At 53.7% G+C, this 21297-nt stretch carries 16 protein-coding genes; 9 read left to right on the top strand and 7 right to left on the bottom strand.

Annotation, left to right across the window (positions count from 1 at the left end):
* Window positions 1-210 precede the first annotated feature (210 nt).
* A complete protein-coding gene (locus Poly59_RS13925; protein ID WP_146534717.1) occupies window positions 211-885 on the top strand; it encodes an Hpt domain-containing protein in 675 nt (224 codons plus the stop codon).
* Window positions 886-1254: 369 nt separating this feature from the next.
* Entirely contained in the window at window positions 1255-2493 is a 1239-nt protein-coding gene (locus Poly59_RS13930; protein WP_186776243.1) for an HD-GYP domain-containing protein, read from the top strand.
* An 83-nt stretch (window positions 2494-2576) separates the two neighbouring features.
* On the opposite strand, the gene Poly59_RS13935 is transcribed toward Poly59_RS13930, so the two are convergent.
* Entirely contained in the window at window positions 2577-3611 is a 1035-nt protein-coding gene (locus Poly59_RS13935; protein ID WP_146534719.1) for a DUF4261 domain-containing protein, read from the bottom strand.
* A 100-nt stretch (window positions 3612-3711) separates the two neighbouring features.
* A complete protein-coding gene (locus Poly59_RS13940) occupies window positions 3712-5199 on the bottom strand; it encodes an acyltransferase family protein (RefSeq protein WP_186776244.1) in 1488 nt (495 codons plus the stop codon).
* Window positions 5200-5442: 243 nt separating this feature from the next.
* Here Poly59_RS13940 and Poly59_RS13945 point away from each other — a divergent pair, with 243 nt between their 5' ends.
* The gene (locus Poly59_RS13945; RefSeq protein ID WP_146534721.1) at window positions 5443-7218 is read left to right on the top strand and encodes a hypothetical protein; all 1776 of its coding nucleotides are present in this window, start codon (window positions 5443-5445) and stop codon (window positions 7216-7218) included.
* A gap of 170 nt (window positions 7219-7388) precedes the next feature.
* On the opposite strand, the gene Poly59_RS13950 is transcribed toward Poly59_RS13945, so the two are convergent.
* Window positions 7389-10244 carry a M16 family metallopeptidase gene (locus Poly59_RS13950; protein WP_146534722.1) on the bottom strand — a complete coding sequence of 952 codons (2856 nt, stop codon included), beginning with the start codon at window positions 10242-10244 and terminating at the stop codon, window positions 7389-7391.
* A gap of 297 nt (window positions 10245-10541) precedes the next feature.
* On the opposite strand from Poly59_RS13950, the gene Poly59_RS13955 reads away from it, so the two are divergent.
* Window positions 10542-10856: a Rieske (2Fe-2S) protein gene (locus Poly59_RS13955; protein WP_146534723.1), complete on the top strand. Its 315-nt coding sequence runs from the start codon at window positions 10542-10544 to the stop codon at window positions 10854-10856.
* Between the two features lie 74 nt (window positions 10857-10930).
* On the opposite strand, the gene Poly59_RS13960 is transcribed toward Poly59_RS13955, so the two are convergent.
* Window positions 10931-11425: a hypothetical protein gene (locus Poly59_RS13960; RefSeq protein WP_146534724.1), complete on the bottom strand. Its 495-nt coding sequence runs from the start codon at window positions 11423-11425 to the stop codon at window positions 10931-10933.
* Window positions 11426-11641: 216 nt separating this feature from the next.
* Here Poly59_RS13960 and Poly59_RS13965 point away from each other — a divergent pair, with 216 nt between their 5' ends.
* Window positions 11642-12646, top strand: a complete 1005-nt coding sequence (locus Poly59_RS13965; RefSeq protein ID WP_146534725.1) for an alpha/beta hydrolase — start codon at window positions 11642-11644, stop codon at window positions 12644-12646.
* A gap of 68 nt (window positions 12647-12714) precedes the next feature.
* On the opposite strand, the gene Poly59_RS13970 is transcribed toward Poly59_RS13965, so the two are convergent.
* Window positions 12715-13545 (bottom strand): phosphatase PAP2 family protein, encoded by an 831-nt coding sequence (locus Poly59_RS13970; protein ID WP_146534726.1) that lies wholly within the window; start codon window positions 13543-13545, stop codon window positions 12715-12717.
* A gap of 371 nt (window positions 13546-13916) precedes the next feature.
* Here Poly59_RS13970 and Poly59_RS13975 point away from each other — a divergent pair, with 371 nt between their 5' ends.
* The 4 genes from Poly59_RS13975 (at window position 13917) to Poly59_RS13990 (ending at window position 17394) form a co-directional block, all read left to right on the top strand.
* Window positions 13917-14732: a DUF6655 family protein gene (locus Poly59_RS13975; protein ID WP_146534727.1), complete on the top strand. Its 816-nt coding sequence runs from the start codon at window positions 13917-13919 to the stop codon at window positions 14730-14732.
* Window positions 14733-15160: 428 nt separating this feature from the next.
* Window positions 15161-15898, top strand: coding sequence for an SDR family oxidoreductase (locus Poly59_RS13980; protein WP_146534728.1), 738 nt, complete (start codon window positions 15161-15163; stop codon window positions 15896-15898).
* A gap of 66 nt (window positions 15899-15964) precedes the next feature.
* Window positions 15965-16717 carry an SMC-Scp complex subunit ScpB gene (locus Poly59_RS13985; RefSeq protein WP_146534729.1) on the top strand — a complete coding sequence of 251 codons (753 nt, stop codon included), beginning with the start codon at window positions 15965-15967 and terminating at the stop codon, window positions 16715-16717.
* Window positions 16717-17394 carry an HAD family hydrolase gene (locus Poly59_RS13990; protein WP_146534730.1) on the top strand — a complete coding sequence of 226 codons (678 nt, stop codon included), beginning with the start codon at window positions 16717-16719 and terminating at the stop codon, window positions 17392-17394. The genes Poly59_RS13985 and Poly59_RS13990 overlap by 1 nt, the downstream gene beginning before the upstream one ends.
* Window positions 17395-17456: 62 nt before the next feature.
* Here Poly59_RS13990 and Poly59_RS13995 read toward each other — a convergent pair whose 3' ends face one another.
* A complete protein-coding gene (locus tag Poly59_RS13995; RefSeq protein WP_146534731.1) occupies window positions 17457-18815 on the bottom strand; it encodes a DUF1552 domain-containing protein in 1359 nt (452 codons plus the stop codon).
* 72 nt (window positions 18816-18887) lie between these two features.
* Window positions 18888-21275, bottom strand: a complete 2388-nt coding sequence (locus Poly59_RS14000) for a DUF1592 domain-containing protein (protein ID WP_146534732.1) — start codon at window positions 21273-21275, stop codon at window positions 18888-18890.
* Between the last annotated feature and the right edge of the window lie 22 nt (window positions 21276-21297).

Here is a 21297-nt window from a genome sequence, read left to right on the forward strand (position 1 = left end):
GTAACGAATAGAGAGTCCATATCGCTTCAAACTTTGGGCACCCAATTCAATAGAGTTTGCTTGATCGTTTCCCAAGAGGTATGAACCAGTAGTATTTTTGTCTACCAGACGATAACAAACCAGCAAACCTAACACTCCGTCAACATTTCGCTATGTCACTTGGCAGCTCGCGAAGCGTGTCGGCTCTACCGTCGCAGCAGAGCAATCAAAATGCATGATGCACATATGATGCAAAAGTTCGCCAAGGAAGCTCGCGAACACCTCTCAGGTATCGAAACCTCATTGCATCAACTTCGCACAAATGGCACGGTCATTGACAACGACTTGGTAAACTCCGTCATGAAATCGGTCCGCTCGATTGAGAGTTCAGCCAAACTGCTTGGATTTGTTCAAATCAACTCTCTCTCGCATCGGCTAGAAAACGTCTTAGCTGCCTTACGGGATAACAAATTGATTCCCAGTTTAGCCAATTTCGTCATAATTCTAGCCTCGACCCAGCGATTGCGATTGCTCGTAGACTCAATCGAGACAAGCGACCAGACGAACAACAGCAAACACTTCGCCGAACTAGACCAACTGTTAGCAGCTTCCGCCGGGAAGGGCAAATCAAACACAGCAAGAACAGCGGCCAAGAAAGCTCGCCAATCTGCGGTTCCGAGAGCAAAATCCGCAACGACAGGACCTCGGCCCAAAGCAAAACCATCCGTGGCAACGACGATCGAAGGATCTCTCGATGAGATCATTGACCTGTTAGATTCCGCCATAACCGATGTCGGCAACAGTCTCGAAAAACCGATCGTTAGCAAATCTAGAATCGACGGCTCGAGCACTAACATCCATCATTGCGACATCCCGAATGTCGATGGGCAAGATCCAGACCAATAAGTCTTGTCATTACCGATCCGACACGAATAGGCGCAACCGCTCGAATCCGCACAGCTGATTCAATTAAATATTTTCCACGTCAACTTGGGACACCAGTAAATTTGGCGGGATTAAGATTCGCAATGCTCGGACCGATGCCATAATCGATGCATTAAAACGTCAGAACACCTCGATGCAGCTCAAGCCAATTCCCGTGCTTCTTTCATGGCGAGTAAACTTAATTTTCACTTTGCTGACATCCGCAATATTTAACAAACGCAATAAAAACTTCCTTGCATCGTTGAGTATATGAGCAAAGTTAAGTAGTACCTTTGAGGGCAAAGGCTCTAAAATTCTTTAATATCCGGTATGCGTAGGGGCAAACGTACCATGCAGGATCAGGCGAACGTACGTGTGGGGCTGGACGAAATCCGTCTAGGCGCGACGTGCAAGTACGACATACACGACGAAAACGGGATACTGTTGCTCGGCAACGGTCGTCCGTTGACGGCTGTCGTTCGCGACCAGATCATTGAACGTGGTGTCTCTTTCCTGGAAGTCTCGTCCGAAGATGCAAAGGCGCTTCGCGGCGAAAAACCATCTGGCGTACAGCCGCTGCGTCGCACTCAATCGAGCGACGCGTTACCCAAGCTTCGATTGACCAATCGCGGTTCGGAGCCTTACTCGGACAAACGAGCCGCCGCGATGCGGCAACAAGTTGCGTCTGCGATTGGCGTGATCTCGAATCTCGGGGAACAGATTGACGGTATCTCCAATAGTGCAGTGCATGAACTGTGCGGGATACCTAAATCTCTGTTGGCTATGGTCGAAGAAGACTCGGACCAGTCATTCTTGACTAGTTGCTGCGTCAAATCCGAAGACCATCTGGCTCGCCGCTGTGCACGAATGTCGCTACTAGCGATCAGCACCGCGATTGAATTGGAGATGAGCGAAGACGAGGTGATCCAGGCTGGAACGGCAGGTTTGCTGCACGACTTGGGACTCTACCGGTTCCCCGAAAAGTTTCGTGATCCACGCAAATTGCTAAATCATAACGAAGCGTGGGAGTATCGCCGTCATCCGACCATGAGCGTCGATGCGGTATCGATGATCACATCGATTTCTAATGAAACACGACTGATCATTCATCAAGTGCATGAACGGCCAGACGGCAGTGGTTATCCACGCGGCATTCGTTCCAATGTGATTCATCCGGTGGCTAGTATTCTTAGCATAGTTGATGCGTATTTATCGTTGACCGATCCGGGGCCAGCGCGACCCGGTTACCTGCCTCATGACGCCCTAATTTTCATGCTGCATGAGTGCGGGCGGCGAATGTTCGATGCCGCCGCGATGCGAGCATTCTTGAATCAGATCACGCTGTATCCAATCGGAAGTCGAGTTGAATTGGACAACGGATCAATCGCAACGGTGATGCGACGATGCCATTCAAACTATGCAACGCCTGTGGTCGTGGTTGAGAACGAAAGCGAGTCTCCGATCGAACTTGCGTCTTCCGAACGGTCAATCATGCGACCAATTGTCGATCAAGAAACGAGCCAAATTCGAATCACGAAGACGATGATGGGTGCTATGAGCATCGACATGCTCGAACCGGCGTTGGGCTAAACTCCGCTTGCCCAGCCTCTCCCGTATTGGCTGACTTTAGGTAGAACGCAATCCACCCAACCAAAAACTCCGTCGACGAATCACTAGTCGTCTAACTCATCAAAGTCGTCTTCGTCATCAATCGAAATATCGCTATCGAACAAGTCCTCGTCGTAATCGGGCTCTTCACCTCGTTCTAGCAATTCGTCGGGCGGAGTAGCGCCGTCTTGTGGAACCCAACGAATGGTTTCGCGTGGTGGATCCGAAAGTGCGTCATAGCACTCCATCGCGACCCACGTCAGCCCACCTGGCCCGTCGGCAGTGTCGCCATCTTCGACGTCGTCGTCGTTTTCGATCATGTAAAGCGATGCGCTACGCAAGAATGTTTCGATTTCAGACGGTTCGAATTTTTTGCAATCAAAGATCGCTTCCAAATCGGGAAGATCGAACTGAGCGTTCCCGACCGTGTCCATCAACGACCATGTTTCGGTCGCATTGAAAAGTCGAACATTTGTCCACATTTCCAGCGGCGGAAGCTCGTGACTCCAGGCATGGTTGAGACCACGCCGTAAACCCGACTCGTCGCAAATCACTTCACCGCCAGGGTTAAAGTAGCAGATCGCCTCGTCCGCTTCCAACAAAGTTGTCACGGCTCGAGTGATGAAGTTCAGTTCGTCCAGCGGATCATAGTCATCCGGGATCAGCGGCAGGTCATCTTCATCGTCGGCCGCCTCCTCGGCGCCCAACACATAACTGATCAGCAGCCTGATGTGCGAAGTGTGTTGCTTGACTTTTTGCTCGCCTTCTTCCCAACCCCAAGACTGTTCCGACGAACGCCGCAAACAGCCAGGGAACGCAAGCGGGCCGAACTGTCCAAGCGACCAAGCGACGAAACGTTCAGGCGACTCATCGGGGTCACCCATATCGTCCGGCCAGACCGAGTCTGAAGGCGTAACCAACAAGTGCCCGCCAACTTCGGAACGATAGTCATAGACCAACGTTTGCGGTGCATGATCATCGTCGACGGAATCATGGCGACCGACCAATTTAAAGTCTTTAAGTCGCTCTTCGATCGAGGCGATTGTCACCGGGCTGCGCAGCAGGATGCACATCCCTTGGGTGAACAAACCTTTCGCCATCGACTTCCTCGCTGATCAAACTTTTCGTGCCGTAATCCAAGGTTTTACCGAATCGGCCTCCGCTTCACGAGGGGATCGGGAAATGCCGCGGAAAGAACGACTAAGCCGCTCGCCGAGGCTGGTGCTGATCGCCTCGGTCGTCCGTCGGCGTAGAATGACGGGCAGCGGATCCAGCACCAGTCTGGCCAAATTCGATTGAGATCACGTCGATGTTTCCAGCTCCGATTGCGGTGTTTGCCCCAGCTGGCTGTTCTGACGTCCGAAGTGAGTAATTCATCCCAAGCATTCGCCCAAACTGCGTCTTGCGAACTAACGCTTCGAATGTCAGTAGAGAAACGGTTAGCGAAACGACGCACGCCGCAAATGCCTTCAGAGCCGGGCTGATGGCATCGCCGGCAAACCACTTTAGATCGACATGAACGAGGCCAAGGATCGGGTGGTGTACCAGATAAACCCAAAATGATGCTGCCGCCAAATACTCAATCGCAACTGGGACCTGACGAATCTTTGCGACGGACACCCCAATCATCGCCAGCGTGATTGCTAGAGCTGCGAAAGGCGTCATCACGGCCAACATGGGTTCGGCGAACAGATTCGACGTAACCGAGGCTTGACCATCGACAGCCGCAAGGGTTTCATTTTGTGCCTGTTGCCATCGCCCCAAATGCCATTGTCCCAGACTGACCGTTGCAACACCAAGCATCAGACACGGGATCACCAGACGTGGCGCAACGGCCGACAGCCGAAGCATTTTTGGATCACCGATCGCAAGCCCAACGCCGGCCGCGAAGAAGAGACCGTGATAAAGCCATTTGGATGGAACCGGAAAAAACGCGTGCTGGAATCCCCAAACGACATGGGGACGCAACCAAACAACCACGGCGGCGACAACGAACCACCCCACCGAAAGCGTCCAAAACAAGCTAGGCCGTGCTGCTGGGCCCTGACCGAGATGGGAAATTGAGTGACTTCGCGTGCGTTCGCGACGACGATTGGCGACATGCTTGCCAACCGCCAGCACAAGAATGTACAGGAACAAGTACTGTAAAAACCAAAGGTGACTGAGCCCCCAAAGGTTTTGGTCGATCACACCGTCGAACTTCAGACTGCGAAGCTTCACAGGCTCGACCCATCCTTCGGCGACCCATCCCAGAACCCAGGCGTATAGATCCAGCGGCAGAACCACCACCATCGCGAATGCTAGCGGGATCAGCAGTCGTTTCGATCGCGTTTTGACCATCGCCACAGGTGTTGAACGCGAAAGTGATTGCCAGGCAAAGAATCCAGCGATAACCAGAAAGACCGGCATGATAACCAGCTCGATCGACCAAAACGCAAAATCGACGACACTGCTTGATTGATCTCGGATCGACCATGCCAGCCCAGGCATGGGATTTTTGAGATAAGGCGCCCCGGCGTGCAGGGCGACGACGCCGACCGCGGCCGCAGCCCGGACCGAGTCGATGCCCGCGAGCGTCGACGTGCCAGCCGAACAAGTTCCAGCCGATTGTTTTAATGACTCGCTGACCGGCTTGATCGGTAACGCTAGCCGCTGCGGATCGGTCGTTGGGTTTTGCGTCGAGTCCATGTTCCGAGAAATACCAAATTGGCCGCTGACGGCGAAAGTCCAGACGTTTGGCCGTTTTAAACGGCTTCGCATCGGCCCGAAAACCGGCCTGGCCTGTGAATTCCCTATTATTCGGCGTTGCTGTGGGGCGGATTCAGCGAATTTCGTTGACGGGACTGGTCCATTTCGTGGATACTAGATGCAAGCAAGCTTCTCTTCTGCGCCGACATTTCGAGTCGGCCTAGCTCTCACGGTGGAACGCCCATGAGTGGTCTGAAAAAAATGACTGTTCCCAGTAAAACACGAACTCAATTCTTCCGAGCCGAGTCGAATTCGCCTTCTCCATTCAGCTCGCTGCACGCGGGCACCGGTTGGGGAAATCGAAACAACTTTGGCGCTCGAGCGTTAGACACCCAGGGCTTCGGCAAAAGTGCGCTGGCGATCGGGCGATCCAGTCGTCTGCAACACCATCGAACCAGAATGCTGATTCTGGCGGGTGCGTTTTTCGTGATCGCAGCTTGCTGTTCGACACGCGTGATGGGACAGGCTGCTAAGTACGAAACGATCCCGATGCACCGAGCGTTGACTGCCGATAAAATCGACGAAGTCGAAAAAGCGACCAAACGTTTTGTTAGTTCGGGGGAAGGCAACCAAGGCTTGGTAACCGCCTATTTCTTGTACTACGTTCCTGCCGCGCTGACGGCTGCTGATGCAGCCAAAGACACGTCGCGAATTGTTTCCGACGTCAGCGGACATATTTCGCGAGTGGCTCGTTCAAGCCGAACCGATGTGTTCCAGAAAGTCACGGGAGACACGTTCAAGGGACTAAAAAAAGTCGCCGAAGGCAACTACAGCCCGTCGTCACGAATCAGTGCAATCGTGCTGATGAGCCAACTTGATCAACGCCAAGCTGACAACGCAAGCAAGACTCCACCTGTACCGCTAATGGCAAACTTGCCGGTCTTCATGGAGATTTACTCGAACGAAAAGAACTCCGATGGTGTTCGCGCTGCGGCCCTTCAAGGCATGAACCGCTTGGTGACATTCGGTTTTCCAGCGATCGCTCCCGACGTTCGCGCAAAAATCACCGCCGACATGATGGCGTTGCTCGATTCGTCGCCACCGATGTTTCGAACCGAAAAAGTACACGCCTATCTGCAGCGATATGCGGTCGACATGTTGGCAACCCTTGCGCCCGAGAACGACCCAACGCTTGGCCAAAAACTGATCAGTATCAGCGGCAAACCTGAGAATCAAGATTTGATCGCCCTGTATTCGGCGTCGAAAATCGGTCGTCTTGGCAAATCGCTCGAGGGCAAAGTTGCCGAACCTGAAAAAGTACTCAAGAGCTGGTCCAAGCGCGCGTTGGCTGGCTTCGAAGCCGAAATTGCTCGAATCGAAGGCATGGAACGACTTGCACCAGTTTCCACACAGCCCAAAGATCCGAAGTTGTTCTTGAACAAGGACGCCAAAAACACCGCTCGAAAAGCCCCTCGAATGGGCATGGAGGACATGAACGATAGCATGATGATGGGTGGCTATGAGGGAATGGAGATGGACGACATGGGGATGGGCAGCTACGACGACATGGACATGGGAATGGGGTATGGAATGGGAATGATGGGAGCCGTCGTTGCTAAGCCACAACCACCCGAAGTTATCGCTTCACGCCGGCGGCTTAACTACATGCTTCAACAGCTCTACCAAGGTGCAACCGGTAGCGGCACGACCGGCATTCCGCCCAAGAATGTTGGCGGATTGCTAGCGTCGCTGCCCGCGGACAAAAAGACTGCGGTCGCAGATTGGGTTTCATCGATGGACGAAGTGGTAACGGCTCTTAACGACAACATGTTGGATGATCAAACGAAGTACCTCGAAGGGCTTCAAGATCAAGCTGCGATATTACGAGAGCTGGTCGGCGTGGAAGCGAAAGAGATTTTTAAAGATGACGAAATGGCCATTGCAAATCCGGCCGGCGACGGCGGAGCCGCGGTGGCAGCACCAGCAGCAGCCGAAGCAGAGAACGAGTTCTCGTTTTAAACCAATCGCGATCCACAGTTCATAGAAAGAGGCGGTGAAGAAATTCTTCACCGCCTCTTTTTGTTAACGTTTCCGATATTAAACCAACTGCGAGTTGTTTCTACGGAAACCTTCCCGCACATTCATGGCATTCGATGCCAGTGTGATTCACAACCACACACGCCTGCAATTCACTCGGTTTCCGCCGCACCTGCTGCAGCCGCTGAAGCCTTTGCTGGTGCAGTGCCAACCGCTTCCGCTGGCTCGATGGCAGCAGCGTTAGCAAAGTCACCAGCGACAGCAATGACAAGCTTGTCCGGCTGAATGAACTTAACGATCGCGGCGTTGACGGACTCAACCGTCGCCTCGTTGATCTGGCGTTCGTGCTTGTCGTGGTATGCCATCGTGCGATCATTAAACATCGTCCCCAGCAATTCACCGGCAAGCGATGCGTCGGCTGTGCGACGAACTCGAGCGGCTTGCAAGTAAGAGACCTTGGCCTTTTCTAGTTCGTCTTCGGTGATGCCTTCGTCCCGAATTCGATTGATTTCCTCCAACAAGACCTCGGTCAATCGATCCTTGTTTTGCGGATTCGTGATCGCGTAAAGCGTGAAATCAACGCGGCCATCCTTCGCGCGTGCCGACAACCCACTGCGAACGCCGTACGAAAGTCCTTCTTGCTGTCGAACCCGATCTCCCAGGCGGCTGCTCAGCGATCCACCGCCCAGAATGAAGTTGCCTAACACCAATGAAGCGTATTCTGGTTGATCGTCCGCCAAAGCGTACTGTTGGCTGCTGTATAGAAATGCGTTGGCTTTGTCCGGCGTTTCGATCACGTCAGTCGACCCGTCGATTTCAGGATGCGGATCGCGAGAGACACGCTGGTATGCGATGTCCGTGTTCCAGTCCGCGAGTTCCGCCTTGACCAGCGCCTTGACCTCTTCCGCATCAAAGTCGCCGACGACCGACAATTCACCCGCTTGATTGCTGAAAAACGTTGAGTGCAAGTTCTTCAGTTCGTCAATCGTGACCGCATCATACATCGCGATCTCTTCGTCCACGGACATCACATAGCGAATATCATCGGGCCCATACGGCGAAAGCGATTTCTGGACGCTGCGAGGTGCAAGCGCCTGAGGTTCGGTCGTACTCTTCTGCAAACTCGCCACGATTTGTCGCTTCAGAACATCCAACTCGCCACCATCTAGCCGAGGGCGGCGAACCACATCGCCGATCAATCCGATCACTTCCGGCAAAAACTCTCGTTTCGTTTTCACCGTCAACTGAAATAGGCCGACCGTCGTGTTCATCGACATTTCAGCTCGCAATCGAGTCAACTCGTCCTGCAACCCCGTGTAGTCCAGCTTGTCAGTACCGCGAGCCATCACCAAGCCGAGCAGTTCGACCGCGCCAAGTTTATCTTTGAGTGTGTCACCGGTGCCGAATCGCAGCGTTAACATCATTGAAACGGTCGCACCACGAGTCTTCTTGGGGAGCAACGCGTACTGAATTCCGCCGATCAGATCGCCGCGTTCGGTTCGCGCTTCGATCGCCGAAGGCGTGGGATCAAATTGTTCGCCAGCGGCAACGGCTTCGCGTCCTTTGTAATTCTTCAACACCGTCTTCATGTCGGGTGCTTCCGGAATTTCGATGCGTTCCGAGGTCTCGCTAGGAATGAACAATCCCACGGTACGGTTGTTTCGAACAAAGTACTTTTGAGCAACCGCTTGGACTTGTTCCAAGGTCAGAGACTCGACCATGTCGCGGAACAAGAAGTACAACCGCCAATCACCTTGGGCTGCCCAATCGCTCAGCGCCACCGCCACCTTGTCGCTGTCGCCGGCGGCAAGTTCACGTTGCTTCAAAATCTGCTGAACCGCTCGGTCCAGTTCCTGTTGAGTGATCGGCTCCTTGATCAACGATTCCTCAACGATCTCGATCAAAGTTGACCGCGCCGTTTCGATCGACTTTTCGACGGGAACCTCGGCAAGGGTCATGAACAAACCAGGTTCGGTAAACGCATAGGCGAGGGCATAGACATTGGAAGCAATGTCCGTTTCGACCATGTTCTTGTACAACCGGCCGCTTGGTTCGTCGCCCAGGATGTACACGAGCGCTTTGGCCGCCGCAAAATCCGGATGGCTGCTGGCAGGAATGTGATAGGCCGCGCCGGCCAATTGAATTTCGCCCACACGCCGCAGCAACACCGTTCGCTCGCCATCTTGCGCAGGTTCGGTCGTGTAGGTCGCGTCAATCGGAGTGTCAGGTTTCTTGAGTGAGCCGAAATAGTCTTTGACGTAGCCAAGTGCTTCCTGCGGATCAAACTTACCAGCGATCGTGACCATCACGTTGTCCGGACGATAATATTTGCGATAGAAACGACGTAAGTTCACGACTGGCACACGCTCAATGTCGCTGCGATTGCCGATCGTTGACCGACCATAGTTGTGCCAATCGTAGGCCGCTGACTGCATTCGCTGCATCAGAACTCGGATCGGTGAATTTTCACCGCTCTCGAATTCATTGCGAACGACCGTCATTTCCTTCTCGAGATCTTCGCCACGAATGAAGCTGTTGACCAATCGATCAGCTTCCAAGCGGACAGCAAACTCGAGGTTATCGCCTGTCGCTGGCAATGTTTCGTAGTAATTTGTGCGATCCATCCATGTCGTACCGTTCATCGAGTTCCCGGCGCCCCGTTCCTTCAATACCTTAGGAATGTCCGGATGCATTGGCGTGCCCTTGAACAACATGTGTTCCAACAAGTGGGCCATACCGGCTTCGCCGTAACCTTCGTGACGCGAACCGACGAATATGGTCATGTTGACCGTCACGACTTCTTTGCTTTCGTCCGGAAACAACAGCACTCGGACACCATTGTCGAGCAGGAATTCAGAGATTCCTTCGATCTCAGTCACCTTTTCGACGTTCTCGATACTCGCAATTCCATCCACGTTGGGATCCTTGGTGTTAACTTTTAAAGCGTTCTCGTCGGCCGAACTCGATAGGCTGCCAAAGAAACTCAGCGCAACCGCCGAAGCGGTCATCAGTACTCCTCTTGCCCTTGGAAACCTTGACGAATTGGATTGCCTAGACGAACTAGACGAATCGGGGTGCCTAGACGAGTCGGGGGGATAGTGATCCACGGTCACGGCGCTACTCCATTGGTGATTGAGACACAACAATTTCACGAATTGTAACGTCGCGGCCACAACCGGATAACAGCCCAGGGGTTAGCACCGGTGGCATAATGACCCTAAGTTGCATCGCGGGACCCTACGTTGCTTCGCTGGACCGATCGTTGCAGAATTGCGGCTGTCAGTTTTCACTCAGGAGCGACTGCGATGACCACCCACTGGACCGACATTGGCGCCAGCGAATCGATTCTCGAAGGATCAGCGATCGAAACCCTGGTCGGGGATCAGATTTTGGCGGTCTTTCGATCCGGCGGCGAGCTGTTTGCAATGGATGGGATGTGCGCGCACCAGGGCGGACCAATCGCCCAAGGCGCCGTGTGCGACGGTTGCGTGACTTGTCCGTGGCATGGTTGGCAATACGAACTGTCCACTGGCATCCAAACCATCAACCGCCAACCGCTGATGCGAACGTTTAAGGTTCGCGAATCCGGCGGCCGGATAGAAGTCGAAATTGACGGCTAACCGAAACACCACACAGCAAAGCAGGCCATGTCAGTAGGCCTGACTATTGAAGCTCATTCCAAGCCGCACTCTTTTCAAGCGGCTTTGCTGATGTAACGACCAAGGCACGACGGTGGATATCCGTCATAGAATCGGCGAATCCAATGGCGGCCGTTCCAGCTCTCAAGATGGCGTTCCCAACCCAACCTAGTCAACAGCCGATCGCTGATGTTGCCGTTGGAAACATGCGCGACGATCGCCGATGCGCCTCGGATTCTCGCGACTTCGTCAAGGACATGGCAGGCGCCGCTGAACGAACAGTATCCGGCGTAAGTCCCAGCTCGGATATAATCAAGCGTCAAGAAAGACGGCATGCCGAAGGGTGTGTGGTAGTCAATCCAGCAAATCTCGTCGTCGCTTCGCCCGTACTTGGCTTGCCACCAAACTTGAGCCATCGAGACGCTGCCGCACGTCAATCGCCGCTGAATTTCAACCAGCTTTCCGGCTCGCATTACAATGCGACCGTAACGCCATTTTTGAATCTTGGCGACGTTTTCGACGGGATCGGTGATGGAATCGAGTCGTAACATGCTTTCGTTTCTTAATCCTCACAACCGGCGCGGTTGTAGGGAAACTTAGCACATCATTTGCGTCCAAGACGACTTCATGCGGTTTAGTGACCTTGTTCGGGCCGGGATTCCGATACGATGACACGAAAGGCCGGAATTGTCGGTTTGACTGTACTGTTTCAATCCGGTGGGCTACTCCCATTGCCGAACCGCTTTTCCAAGAGGCGATACTAGCTGATGGCGAAATCTGACTCGCAAACTCCGAACACTTCGTCTACACCAGCCCCTAAAACGGCAAACGCAAAGCGTCCAGAAACTCATCAACCCCGGCAACCCAAACCTGGTCGTAAGAAACGCGTGAAGGTGCGAACACCGACGACCAGATTCATCATCTGGCTGCTACGCGTCGTCGGATTCGGATACGCCGCAGTCTTGGTGACGCTGGTGGTCATGGAAGAACGTTTGGTATATCCAGGCGCTTACATGAAGGACACGAGCGTCGCTGCGGACCAACCGCTCATTGAATCCGTCTCCTACAATTCGACCGCCAAGACGACGCTGACCGGACGCCTGCTCGAGCGACAGCAAAGCAAAAATGTTTTGCTGTTCTTTCACGGTAACGCCAGCAAAGCCAAGTGGCTTGATTCGTGGCTGATTCAAGTGTCGGGACAATTCGATGCGACCGTGATGGCGGCTGAGTACCGTGGTTTTGAGGACGATACAGATCCCGACGAGCGCGGCGTCATCGAAGATTGTTTGGCAGCACGAGACTACCTTTGCGATCGGTACGGCGTCGAACCGGCGGACATAATCTTGTACGGTCGGTCGTTGGGTGGCGGATGTGCGATCGCAGTCGCCTGTCGCGGTGGGGCAAAGGGCGTCGTATTGGAAAGCACCTTTGATCGCATGTTCAACGTCGCTGCAGAAAGATATCCCTTCGTTCCCGTACGCTTGCTAATGCGAAATCGCTATGACTCGGTTGCCAAGCTAACCGCTTATAAAGGTCCGCTCGTTCAAATTCATAGCCTCGACGACACCGTGATTCCGTTCCGATTCGGAAAGGCACTTTTCGAATCGTCCAAATCACCGCTGAAGTACTTCATCGAAGCATCCGGTGTCGATCACATCGAACCGATGCCAGTCGATGTGATTGGCCGAGCGGCGTCAAAACTAGACGAGTTTCTAAACGGCAATTTTTCAAGTGGCACTGATTCGCCGAACATCAGCCCATCGCAGCCATGAACGACGCGATGCAACAGATCCTTAGATCCTTTCGCTTGATTCTGCCTAACCGAAACCTTCAAAATCGGTTACGCAGCGAAGCGATCTTCTTCACTGATCGGCAGCTCAATCTTTGGATCAGGCTTGTTGGTGACGCGAAAATTCGGATTCGAATAGGCGCGTCGTCGGCGTCGCGGACGTCGCTCGGGTTCCATCTTGTCAAACAGGCTGCCAAGCAGCGAGGGATGGAAACAAACAAATGCCCAAGCCAGACCAATCGATGCTGATCCGAACAAGTCGCTAACAAAGTGGGCGCCACAAGCGAGTCGCTGAAGCATGGTGCCAATACAAATGCTGACGAACATCCAACGACCGGTTGGCAGCACGACCCAGAGCCCAGCCGTCAACGCGGCAGCCGTCGCCAACGATGCGCTCGGAAACGCGCGCGTGCTGGCGTCAAAATTGGCAATATGATCGAGCGTCCAGTCAAAGGACCAAATCCAAGCGTAGTCGTAACTGGCGACGTCAAGGTTCAAACTGTTTGGACGAGGACGCATGACAAACATCTTCGTCAGAGTTGCGACGGCACCGCCACCCATCGCTAGCGTTGCAAGCCGAGGCACGTACCAGCGACGAGTTGGCGCTAGAACGATCACACCCAGCAAAATCAAAAACACGCCTGTGCCGTGTGCATAGTAACTAGACAAATCTAGCGTCTGCCCGACCACCGTCGGTAATGGTTCGTGAAAGAACCAACGCGAAATCGGAACGTCAACTAGCGTTGCCATTGGGACCATCAGAATTGTGATCCCCGCCATCCAGAGCAAACTGGTGATGCGGAATTTAATGACTTCCTCGGCGATCGGCTTGCCAAAAATCGGTATTCCGCCGCCAGTAGGCGGGTCTTCTTTGTAGGACATGGTCCGTTTGAATCCTGGCGAGAGAACGCTTGAATTATCAAGTCAAGCGACCTTGTCGGTATCGGTTGGTCGTCAGGAGGCTACTTAAAAAATCGTCCCGATCGAAAGACTACTTTTCCGACGCTAGTAATCGAGCACCGACAAGCTCGGACCGCTCGCTCCAAAATGCGAAACAAGGCAGTCTTCACAAAACAGGCAAGCCTGCGAGCCCAGGCAACACGCGGCAACTAAATGCTTGTCAATTGTTCACCTGTATTGGTTTGGCACCAAACGCCGATTCAACTTTCCAGGCGTCGCTACCGACGGCTGCAACCTATTCTCGCTCGCCGCACTCCATCGAGAGCGCGAGCTATTTCCAGGGAAAACTAACGATGGCATTGGCCCAAACTTCTTTTTTGTCCGGCGACCCACGGACCAATCGCCGTCGCGTACGGCAATCATTCACACTTTCGTTGGTCATGGTGCTAGTGACCATAGCAGTGACAGGTTGTGCCAGCACCAAAACGTCCAACACGGCGCGTACGGCAACCGAACAACTGTTGATCTCTTCGGCAATCGATCGCGCGATGTCCAACGTTCGCTTCGACGAGTTTGCTAACTACAAAGTCTTCATTGACGAAAAATACTTGGACTCAGTCGACAAGGGATACCTCGTCGGATCGCTGCGTCATAATGTTCTTCAGTCGGGCGGTCAGCTCGTCGCCACGGCGGACGTTGCCGATGTAGTCATCGAACCACGCAGTGGTGGGGTTGGAACGGATACCCAAGAGTCCTATTTGGGGATCCCATCGCTGGGTATCCCAGGGATGCCAATCGAGTTGCCTGAAGTCAAGTTCGTCTCTCGTGACACCCAGATGGGCACCGCAAAACTGGGTTTAGTCTGCTATGACCCCAAGTCAGGCAAGGCGTTGGGCTTAGGCGGCGAAACGACCGCATTGACGCACAACAACGACACTTACTTGTTGGGAATGGGGCCCTTCCGAAGTGGATCGGTGCTTGACCAACGTGAAAAAGCGGTCGGATTCAACGGCGTCGGTGGTAGCTTCATGAGCAATCCGGCTCATATCGCCAAATCAAAGCCAGTTATGATGGTCAATAAACCTGCCGGAATGCCGTCACTTGACGTTCCATTCAACGCCGCACCTCAGATCGCGACGCTTCCGGAAGGCATCACAACGAACCGCTAAGCTAGACTTTGCGATCAACGTTCCAACGGAAACGCGGCGAGTCAGCAATGACTCGTCGCGTTTTTTCGTCGACCTAACCCGACTGCGCCCCGATTTGCCTGCGGCCATCACCTATGGGAACGAGTCGGCTTTGCTAGACTAAAAGGCGGAAACGCAGTGCCCCGTGGCCAGGTAATTTTGTTGGTTTTTTGGATCTAAACTTCGTAGCGAAAATCGTCAAGCCGTTCGTGGTAGTTGCACCGGCACCCCGAAAATCAAGTTGGGCCAGATCACCAACGTTCGACGAGTTACCGCTTTGGCGTCGCCTTTGCGTGCCAGCGAAACTCTCATCGACCAGCAAGCCTGACGCCGCCAAACTTTGACTGTGTCATCCACTGCCTGACCGTTCCGTACTGTACGACTTTTATCCTTCAATCGAGAGAATCAACATCGTGGCGAACTTGGCTGGAAAAATTGTTGCAATCACAGGCGGCGGTACCGGCATCGGCGCCGGCATCGCCAAAGTTTTGGCCGAGGCAGGCTGCCGCGTCACGGTCGGCGGCAGGCGACAAGACGCTCTGAATAAGTTAGCCAGTTCCGTTGATAGCGAGCACAAAATTCGCACCCACGTCGTCGACGTTGCCGACGCAGCAAGTATCGCATCATTTTTCGCAGACGTTCGAGAAAATGTTGGCGAAGTGGACATCCTGGTCAACAGCGCCGGCATCAACATTCAAAAACGGACCATGGCAGAAATGATCCCCGAAGACTGGGACCGCGTAATGCAAATCAACGCGACTGGTGCCTACCGATGTATCCTCGAAGTGCTGCCCGCCATGCGAGCCAGGAAAGACGGGCTTGTGATCAACATCTCGTCGGTCGCTGGCAAGCGAGCGATCTCGTTAGGCGGTGTCGTTTACTGTGCCAGCAAGTTCGCGATGACAGCACTTGGAACCGCAATTTCCAACGAAGTTCGTCAAGAAGGAGTTCGCGTGACCAACGTCTATCCTGGCGAAGTCAATACGCCGATCTTGGACAATCGGCCAACGCCTGTCAGTCAAGAACACAAAGACGCGATTCTGCAACCCGAAGACATTGCCTCGGTCATCTTGTCGATCTGTCACTTGCCACCACGGGCAAATGTGCCGGAAATCGTCATCAAGCCGACGACCCAGGAATGGGTCTAGGAAGCACCGTTAATTTCTAGGCAATCGCCGATTCAACCAGCGATATCGAAAACGATCGGACATGCGATGGACAACACCGACGGCGACGAGCCCGCCGAACATGAGGACGAAATCGGCGAACTTTCTCTCGACGATCTCGGCGCTGCATATGCACGCGCAGCGGCCGAACATGACCCCGAAGCGTTTGCGCCGGTCGCTGAAGAAGTCGATGAGGGCACCGAGAACGATACCGAGCTTGCTGATCAATTCGCTCCCGTCGATGACAACATGGACGACGAACATGTCGTTACACCGGAGACGATTGTCGAAGGAGCTTTATTCGTCGGCGACCCCGATGGAAAGCCGATCACGGAGCATCGCTTGGCGTCTTTGATGCGTGACGTGACACCCGAGGAAGTGATCGGGATGATCGAGCATTTGAACCAGTCCTATCGCGAAAACGATCAGGCTCTGCGAATCGTCGGTGATGAAAACGGCTATCGAATGACCGTAGCGCCCGAGGTTGAAAATGTTCGCCGATCTTTCATGGGGAAAGTGCGAGAAGCGAAACTTAGCCAAACCGCAATCGAAGTCCTAGCTCTCGTCGCATACCAGCCAGGCGTGACGTTGCAAAAGGTACAGGACCAACGCGGACGCGAATGTGGTTCGCTCTTGAATCAACTTGTCCGGCGACAGTTGCTTCGACTGGAACGCATAAAGCCAGACAATGGCGGTCGCGCAGAAGCCCACTATTATCCGACCGAACGATTCCTGTACTTGTTCGGTCTTGAGTCACTCGAAGATTTGCCACAAGTCGAAGAAGGATTGCGAGAAGGATAATGCACGAAAACGAAAGTGATTCGAGGCCGACGATTTTGGGTGTCGCCTTAGACATGGACGGTCTACTGTTTGACACTGAACGACTGTACTGGGACGTAGGCGACACGGTTCTACAGCGACGTGGGCACCGTTACAGCCACGAACTGCAACAACGTATGATGGGACGCGTTGGTGTTGCGGCGATGCAGCAAATGATCGACTTTCATGATCTGAACGATTCGCCAGAGGACCTGCTGGCCGAATCGGACTCGCTATTCGGTGACAAGTTGGCAACCGACATCACACCGATGGGTGGCTTAGCCGAGTGGATCGATTTGCTTGATGAAACCGACATGCCATTCGGATTGGCGACAAGTAGCCAACGAAAGTTCGTCGACATCATATTGGAAACGATCTCTTGGCGTCATTCAATGAAATTCATCTTGACCGGCGATGACGTTACTGAGGGAAAGCCAGATCCCGAGATGTATCTCAAGGCCTCGGTCGAACTCGGCATCGCGCCGTCGACGATGCTGGTACTGGAAGACAGCGGGAACGGTTGCGCCGCCGCTGTCGCCGCTGGTGCTTATGCGGTCGCAATCCCCAACGACCACACTCGCGGCCAATCTTTCGTTGGCGCGAAACTGATCGCGGATTCGTTGGTCGATTCGCGACTATGGGACTTAGTGCGTCGATAGCCGAGGCTCTAACGCCCGTGAAACCTTCGACTCACCGTTATCTTTGGTTTGCAGCTCGGGGATTAACCGTGCATTAAACCGGTTAGCGAACCGTCGCCGCAGTAGTCCGTATTGCCAAATGATTTTTCGGGGTACCCCATCGCTTCGGTCAAACTCATCAGCAACCGGTTGTGCGGAACATGGTCGAATTTCATAGCTCGGCCCATTTTGAACCCAAGTCCGCCGCCAACCATGACAAACGGGATGCTGTTGCGGGTATGCGAGTTGCCTTTGCCAAGTTCGTTGGTCCAGACAATGGTCGTATTGTCTAACAGATTCCCGTCACCATTGGGTTCGGGGGTCTCGGCCAAACGTTTGGCGAGGTAAGCGATCTGTTCGCAGTACCAAGTGTTGATACGAATCAGGTTTTCATAAGCCGATTCGTTGTTGTCCGGTTCGTGTGAAATCGCATGGTGTCCTTCGTCGATATCCAGCCAACGCATTCGTGCGTTGCCGACGCTATTGGTGATTTGAATTGTCGCGACGCGAGCAAAGTCGGCGGCAAAACTGTTGACCAACAAGTCGCTCTGCATCCGCGAGATCTGCGGCATGTTGTTGTTATCTTCTTCGACGTTGGGCGGCAACTTGGGAATCGCGTGTCCAAGATCTTTCTCGCCTTTCGCATCTTTCCCCTCGGCCGGTTTCGCCATTTCCGACTTCAACTCTTTTTCAACCGAGCGAACCATTTCGACGTGCTGTTTCAGCAAATGCCTATCTTCGGCACTGACCATCTTTTCGATCTGCCGAAAATCTTCACTCAAATCGTCGAGCACGCTCGCCAGCATCGCACGGTTTTGTGATTGTCCATATAGCTTGTCAAACATCTGATACGGATTGCTGATTGGCGTGACGGGTTGGTTCGGCCCCGCATACGACCAACGTGTCCACGTGTCGGCGCGATCCGGCACCATGACTCCGAACTCAAGCGATCCGAAACGGGTTTGACTTGCCGGATCAGCCTGCAGTTTGTTCTTCAAGTGTTGATCAATCGAGATCCCCATCGACCATCCGGCTGGCGTATCGGATCCACCCTGGACGTCACCCGGAAAGAGCTCGACCCCGGTCAAAAGACAACCAATGCCACGCATGTGACCGTCACCGTCACCTTTGATTTTGTTGTCGATGCCCTCCAACGTAAGCAATTGATTCTTGAAAGGATCCAGCGGCGCAAGAATGCGTTTCAGATCTTTGTGCTGGCCGGCTTCATCGGGCCAGAAATGTTGGGGGATCACACCGTTGGGACTAAAAACGAATACGACTCTCTTTTTCTTGTTCGCCGATGCAGCCCAGCCAAGGCTAGGCAAAGCGAACGCAAAGTTAGCCGCCGCAGCGCTAACACCTAGCTTGATGACAAAGTCGCGTCTTGAAAATGCAGAGGTCATTGGGTGAGATCCTTCAGTGGAAAGTAAGGCGGCGACAGGCCATAGAGCCACCTCGGTGCTGCGGTAGTTCGATTAGGCCCCGGTGACGGAGCCGTTGTTTGGTTCGGCGGCGATCACCGCGATTTCAACGATTAATTGGCGGATATTGAATCCAGTGCTTTGAAAAAACTGTGTCAATTCATCGGCCCGATCAGGACCGAACGCAGCAATCGGTTGTTTTACAAAATACTCGAACGCCGATTCCACGAACGAGCGATGGCAGTCGTGACTGCCCGCCAGAAAGTCGCCTAACTCGCGAGCTCCGTCGAACGTGATCACTTCATCCTTGCGAGTGACGTAATTACCTGTTGCGTCGACAGGTTTCTTGTTTTCGATTTTACGGTAAGCACCGGCCGCGTCAAAGTTTTCAAGCGAAAACCCGAGTGCATTGATCTTAACGTGACAAACTTGGCACCCGACTTCGCCAGTCTGCAATTCAACTCGCTCGCGCGTCGTCAAACCAGGATGCAGATTTGGATTCAGCGGCGAAAACGCGGCGTTTGGTGGACGAAGCACACGGCCAAGCAAGTGCCGGGTCAAAAACACACCGCGGTGAATCGGTGACGTCGTTCGGTGATAGGCCAATTGACTGAGCAAAAGCGGGTGAGTCAGCAATCCGACGTGGACCGTACTATCACTGACGCTGCGTTGAAACGTATGACCAATCGCGGGCTTGTCACCATCGGCTGCCTTCTCGGCAGGTTTCCAAGCGTCGCCATAAAAACTTGCCAGTCGATCGGATGTGAACATCCAATCCGCTTGCAGCAGTTGACGAAAATCGCTGCCCTCGGTGCTGAGCACGTCTTCGATGAATCGGTCGAACGAGTGACGGAGTTCGCTGACCAACTCGAGATCAAATCCTGGGTAAATTGCGTCGTCCTTGGTGATTTCTTCGATATCGGCCAAATCAAACCACTGATACAGGAACTCGCGAATCTTCGCTTGGCAACGGTAATCCCTGACCATACCCCAAGCCGCTTGTTCGATCTGTTTACGGTCCTTCAACTTGCCTTTTTCAACGAGCCCGGAAAGCGTACTGTCGGATGGCAGCGAATCGAAAAGCGTCAACGCCAAGCGGTTCGCAGCCTGCTGGCTAGGTGAGCGATCCGCGTCGAGAAGCGGATAGAGGAATCGTGGCGACTTGAGTGTGATCAGCAACACCTGCTTGATCGCTTCGGCGTCGTCTTCGCATTGGTCGATTTGCCGATTGATGTAGAGATCGCGGATGCGATCGTCGACCGGGCCACGAAAAGCCGTTTCGACCAACTGCGTTAAAAACGCCCGCAACTTGCCGCGGTTTTCGTCCGATTCATTTTTGTGCTTCCGCAAATAGTGGCTATACAGCTCACTGCTGGCCGCATCTGCAAACTCGATTGCCGCAGTCGTTGTTGAATCTTCCCACGCTCGGTTGACGGCCGTTCCCCGTTCGTAGCCGTACGAGCTATCGTCGGGCGGTAACTTCGCTTGCAGCGCGAAAGTGGACGGTTCCGAAGATGGCAGCAGCACGGCGGCAGGGATAATCTCTTCCACGCCGCCCGGCGGCACCCACGACAACGATACGTACGCGGCCGGTTGTTCAGTTTTACGTTTGCGCTGATTCAGATCTAGCTTGATGGGATAGACTCGCCCCCCGGTCAACTGCATCGTTCGGCGAAATTCCTCTTTGCCCTCGGACTGAACGTGATTGTCAATCAAAACGCGTCCGTGCACACCAAACTCCAGCGTGCACGAGCATGACGTTCGCAGAATAATTTCATAACGTCCAGTAGCTCGGGCAACTAACGAACCGGACCAGTGGATGTGATAGGCCTCCGCATCGATCCCTTCACCAGGACTTTCCTTGCCAAAATTAAAGTCGACGACAGGATCAACTCGTTTGATCTTTCGATCTTTGTCTTTCCAACTTGAATCGCGAAAATACGACGCGTCCAATCCACGTTCGTTAACCGTCCAAGCCGTTCCCGTCACACTGCTGTACAAATCCGCCAAACTTTGACGCAGTTGCTCAGCCGTAAGCCGGGCAAGTGCGGCACGCGGGGGCCGGCGGCGCACCTGAGCGGCTTCGCTGTAAAAGTCATGGTGAATGAAGGTCGCTACTGCGAGCGCGTCCTCAGCAACGCAGGTGTCGGGGTCTTCTTCCGGCATCGTGTCCGAAATCAACTCGGCAAGTTCTTTGATCGTTGAATCGCCGACCAGCGGATCCGGATAAAAGTCGACAACTCCTTCGCCTTCGCGACCATGACATTGCACACAGGCGTCGCGATAAATCGCCTCACCGCGAACAATCGCGTCGGTTTCCTCGGCGCCATGCAACTTCGCAAAACCAGTTGAAAATGGTCCGACTGGCGAGCATGCCATCACAGCAAACGCAGCGACGCGACTTGCAAAACGGCAGGTAAGAGAGGTGCGGTGTTTTCTCATTTTGTGTGTCCGAGCAGCCGGC

Origin of the sequence: Rubripirellula reticaptiva, assembly GCF_007860175.1 — a bacterium.
In the GTDB taxonomy this organism is placed as follows: domain Bacteria; phylum Planctomycetota; class Planctomycetia; order Pirellulales; family Pirellulaceae; genus Rubripirellula; species Rubripirellula reticaptiva.

Excerpts from the sequence above, each read along its gene's own strand:
- Poly59_RS13970 (WP_146534726.1), bottom strand. The coding sequence starts at position 13,545 with ATGTCCTACAAAGAAGACCCGCCTACTGGCGGCGGAATACCGATTTTT.
- Poly59_RS13975 (WP_146534727.1), top strand. The coding sequence starts at position 13,917 with ATGGCATTGGCCCAAACTTCTTTTTTGTCCGGCGACCCACGGACCAAT.
- Poly59_RS13985 (WP_146534729.1), top strand. The coding sequence starts at position 15,965 with ATGGACAACACCGACGGCGACGAGCCCGCCGAACATGAGGACGAAATC.
- Poly59_RS13945 (WP_146534721.1), top strand. The coding sequence starts at position 5,443 with ATGAGTGGTCTGAAAAAAATGACTGTTCCCAGTAAAACACGAACTCAA.
- Poly59_RS13935 (WP_146534719.1), bottom strand. The coding sequence starts at position 3,611 with ATGGCGAAAGGTTTGTTCACCCAAGGGATGTGCATCCTGCTGCGCAGC.
- Poly59_RS13995 (WP_146534731.1), bottom strand. The coding sequence starts at position 18,815 with ATGACCTCTGCATTTTCAAGACGCGACTTTGTCATCAAGCTAGGTGTT.
- Poly59_RS13950 (WP_146534722.1), bottom strand. The coding sequence starts at position 10,244 with ATGACCGCTTCGGCGGTTGCGCTGAGTTTCTTTGGCAGCCTATCGAGT.
- Poly59_RS13965 (WP_146534725.1), top strand. The coding sequence starts at position 11,642 with ATGGCGAAATCTGACTCGCAAACTCCGAACACTTCGTCTACACCAGCC.
- Poly59_RS13960 (WP_146534724.1), bottom strand. The coding sequence starts at position 11,425 with ATGTTACGACTCGATTCCATCACCGATCCCGTCGAAAACGTCGCCAAG.
- Poly59_RS13990 (WP_146534730.1), top strand. The coding sequence starts at position 16,717 with ATGCACGAAAACGAAAGTGATTCGAGGCCGACGATTTTGGGTGTCGCC.
- Poly59_RS13925 (WP_146534717.1), top strand. The coding sequence starts at position 211 with ATGCATGATGCACATATGATGCAAAAGTTCGCCAAGGAAGCTCGCGAA.
- Poly59_RS14000 (WP_146534732.1), bottom strand. The coding sequence starts at position 21,275 with ATGAGAAAACACCGCACCTCTCTTACCTGCCGTTTTGCAAGTCGCGTC.
- Poly59_RS13930 (WP_186776243.1), top strand. The coding sequence starts at position 1,255 with ATGCAGGATCAGGCGAACGTACGTGTGGGGCTGGACGAAATCCGTCTA.
- Poly59_RS13940 (WP_186776244.1), bottom strand. The coding sequence starts at position 5,199 with ATGGACTCGACGCAAAACCCAACGACCGATCCGCAGCGGCTAGCGTTA.
- Poly59_RS13955 (WP_146534723.1), top strand. The coding sequence starts at position 10,542 with ATGACCACCCACTGGACCGACATTGGCGCCAGCGAATCGATTCTCGAA.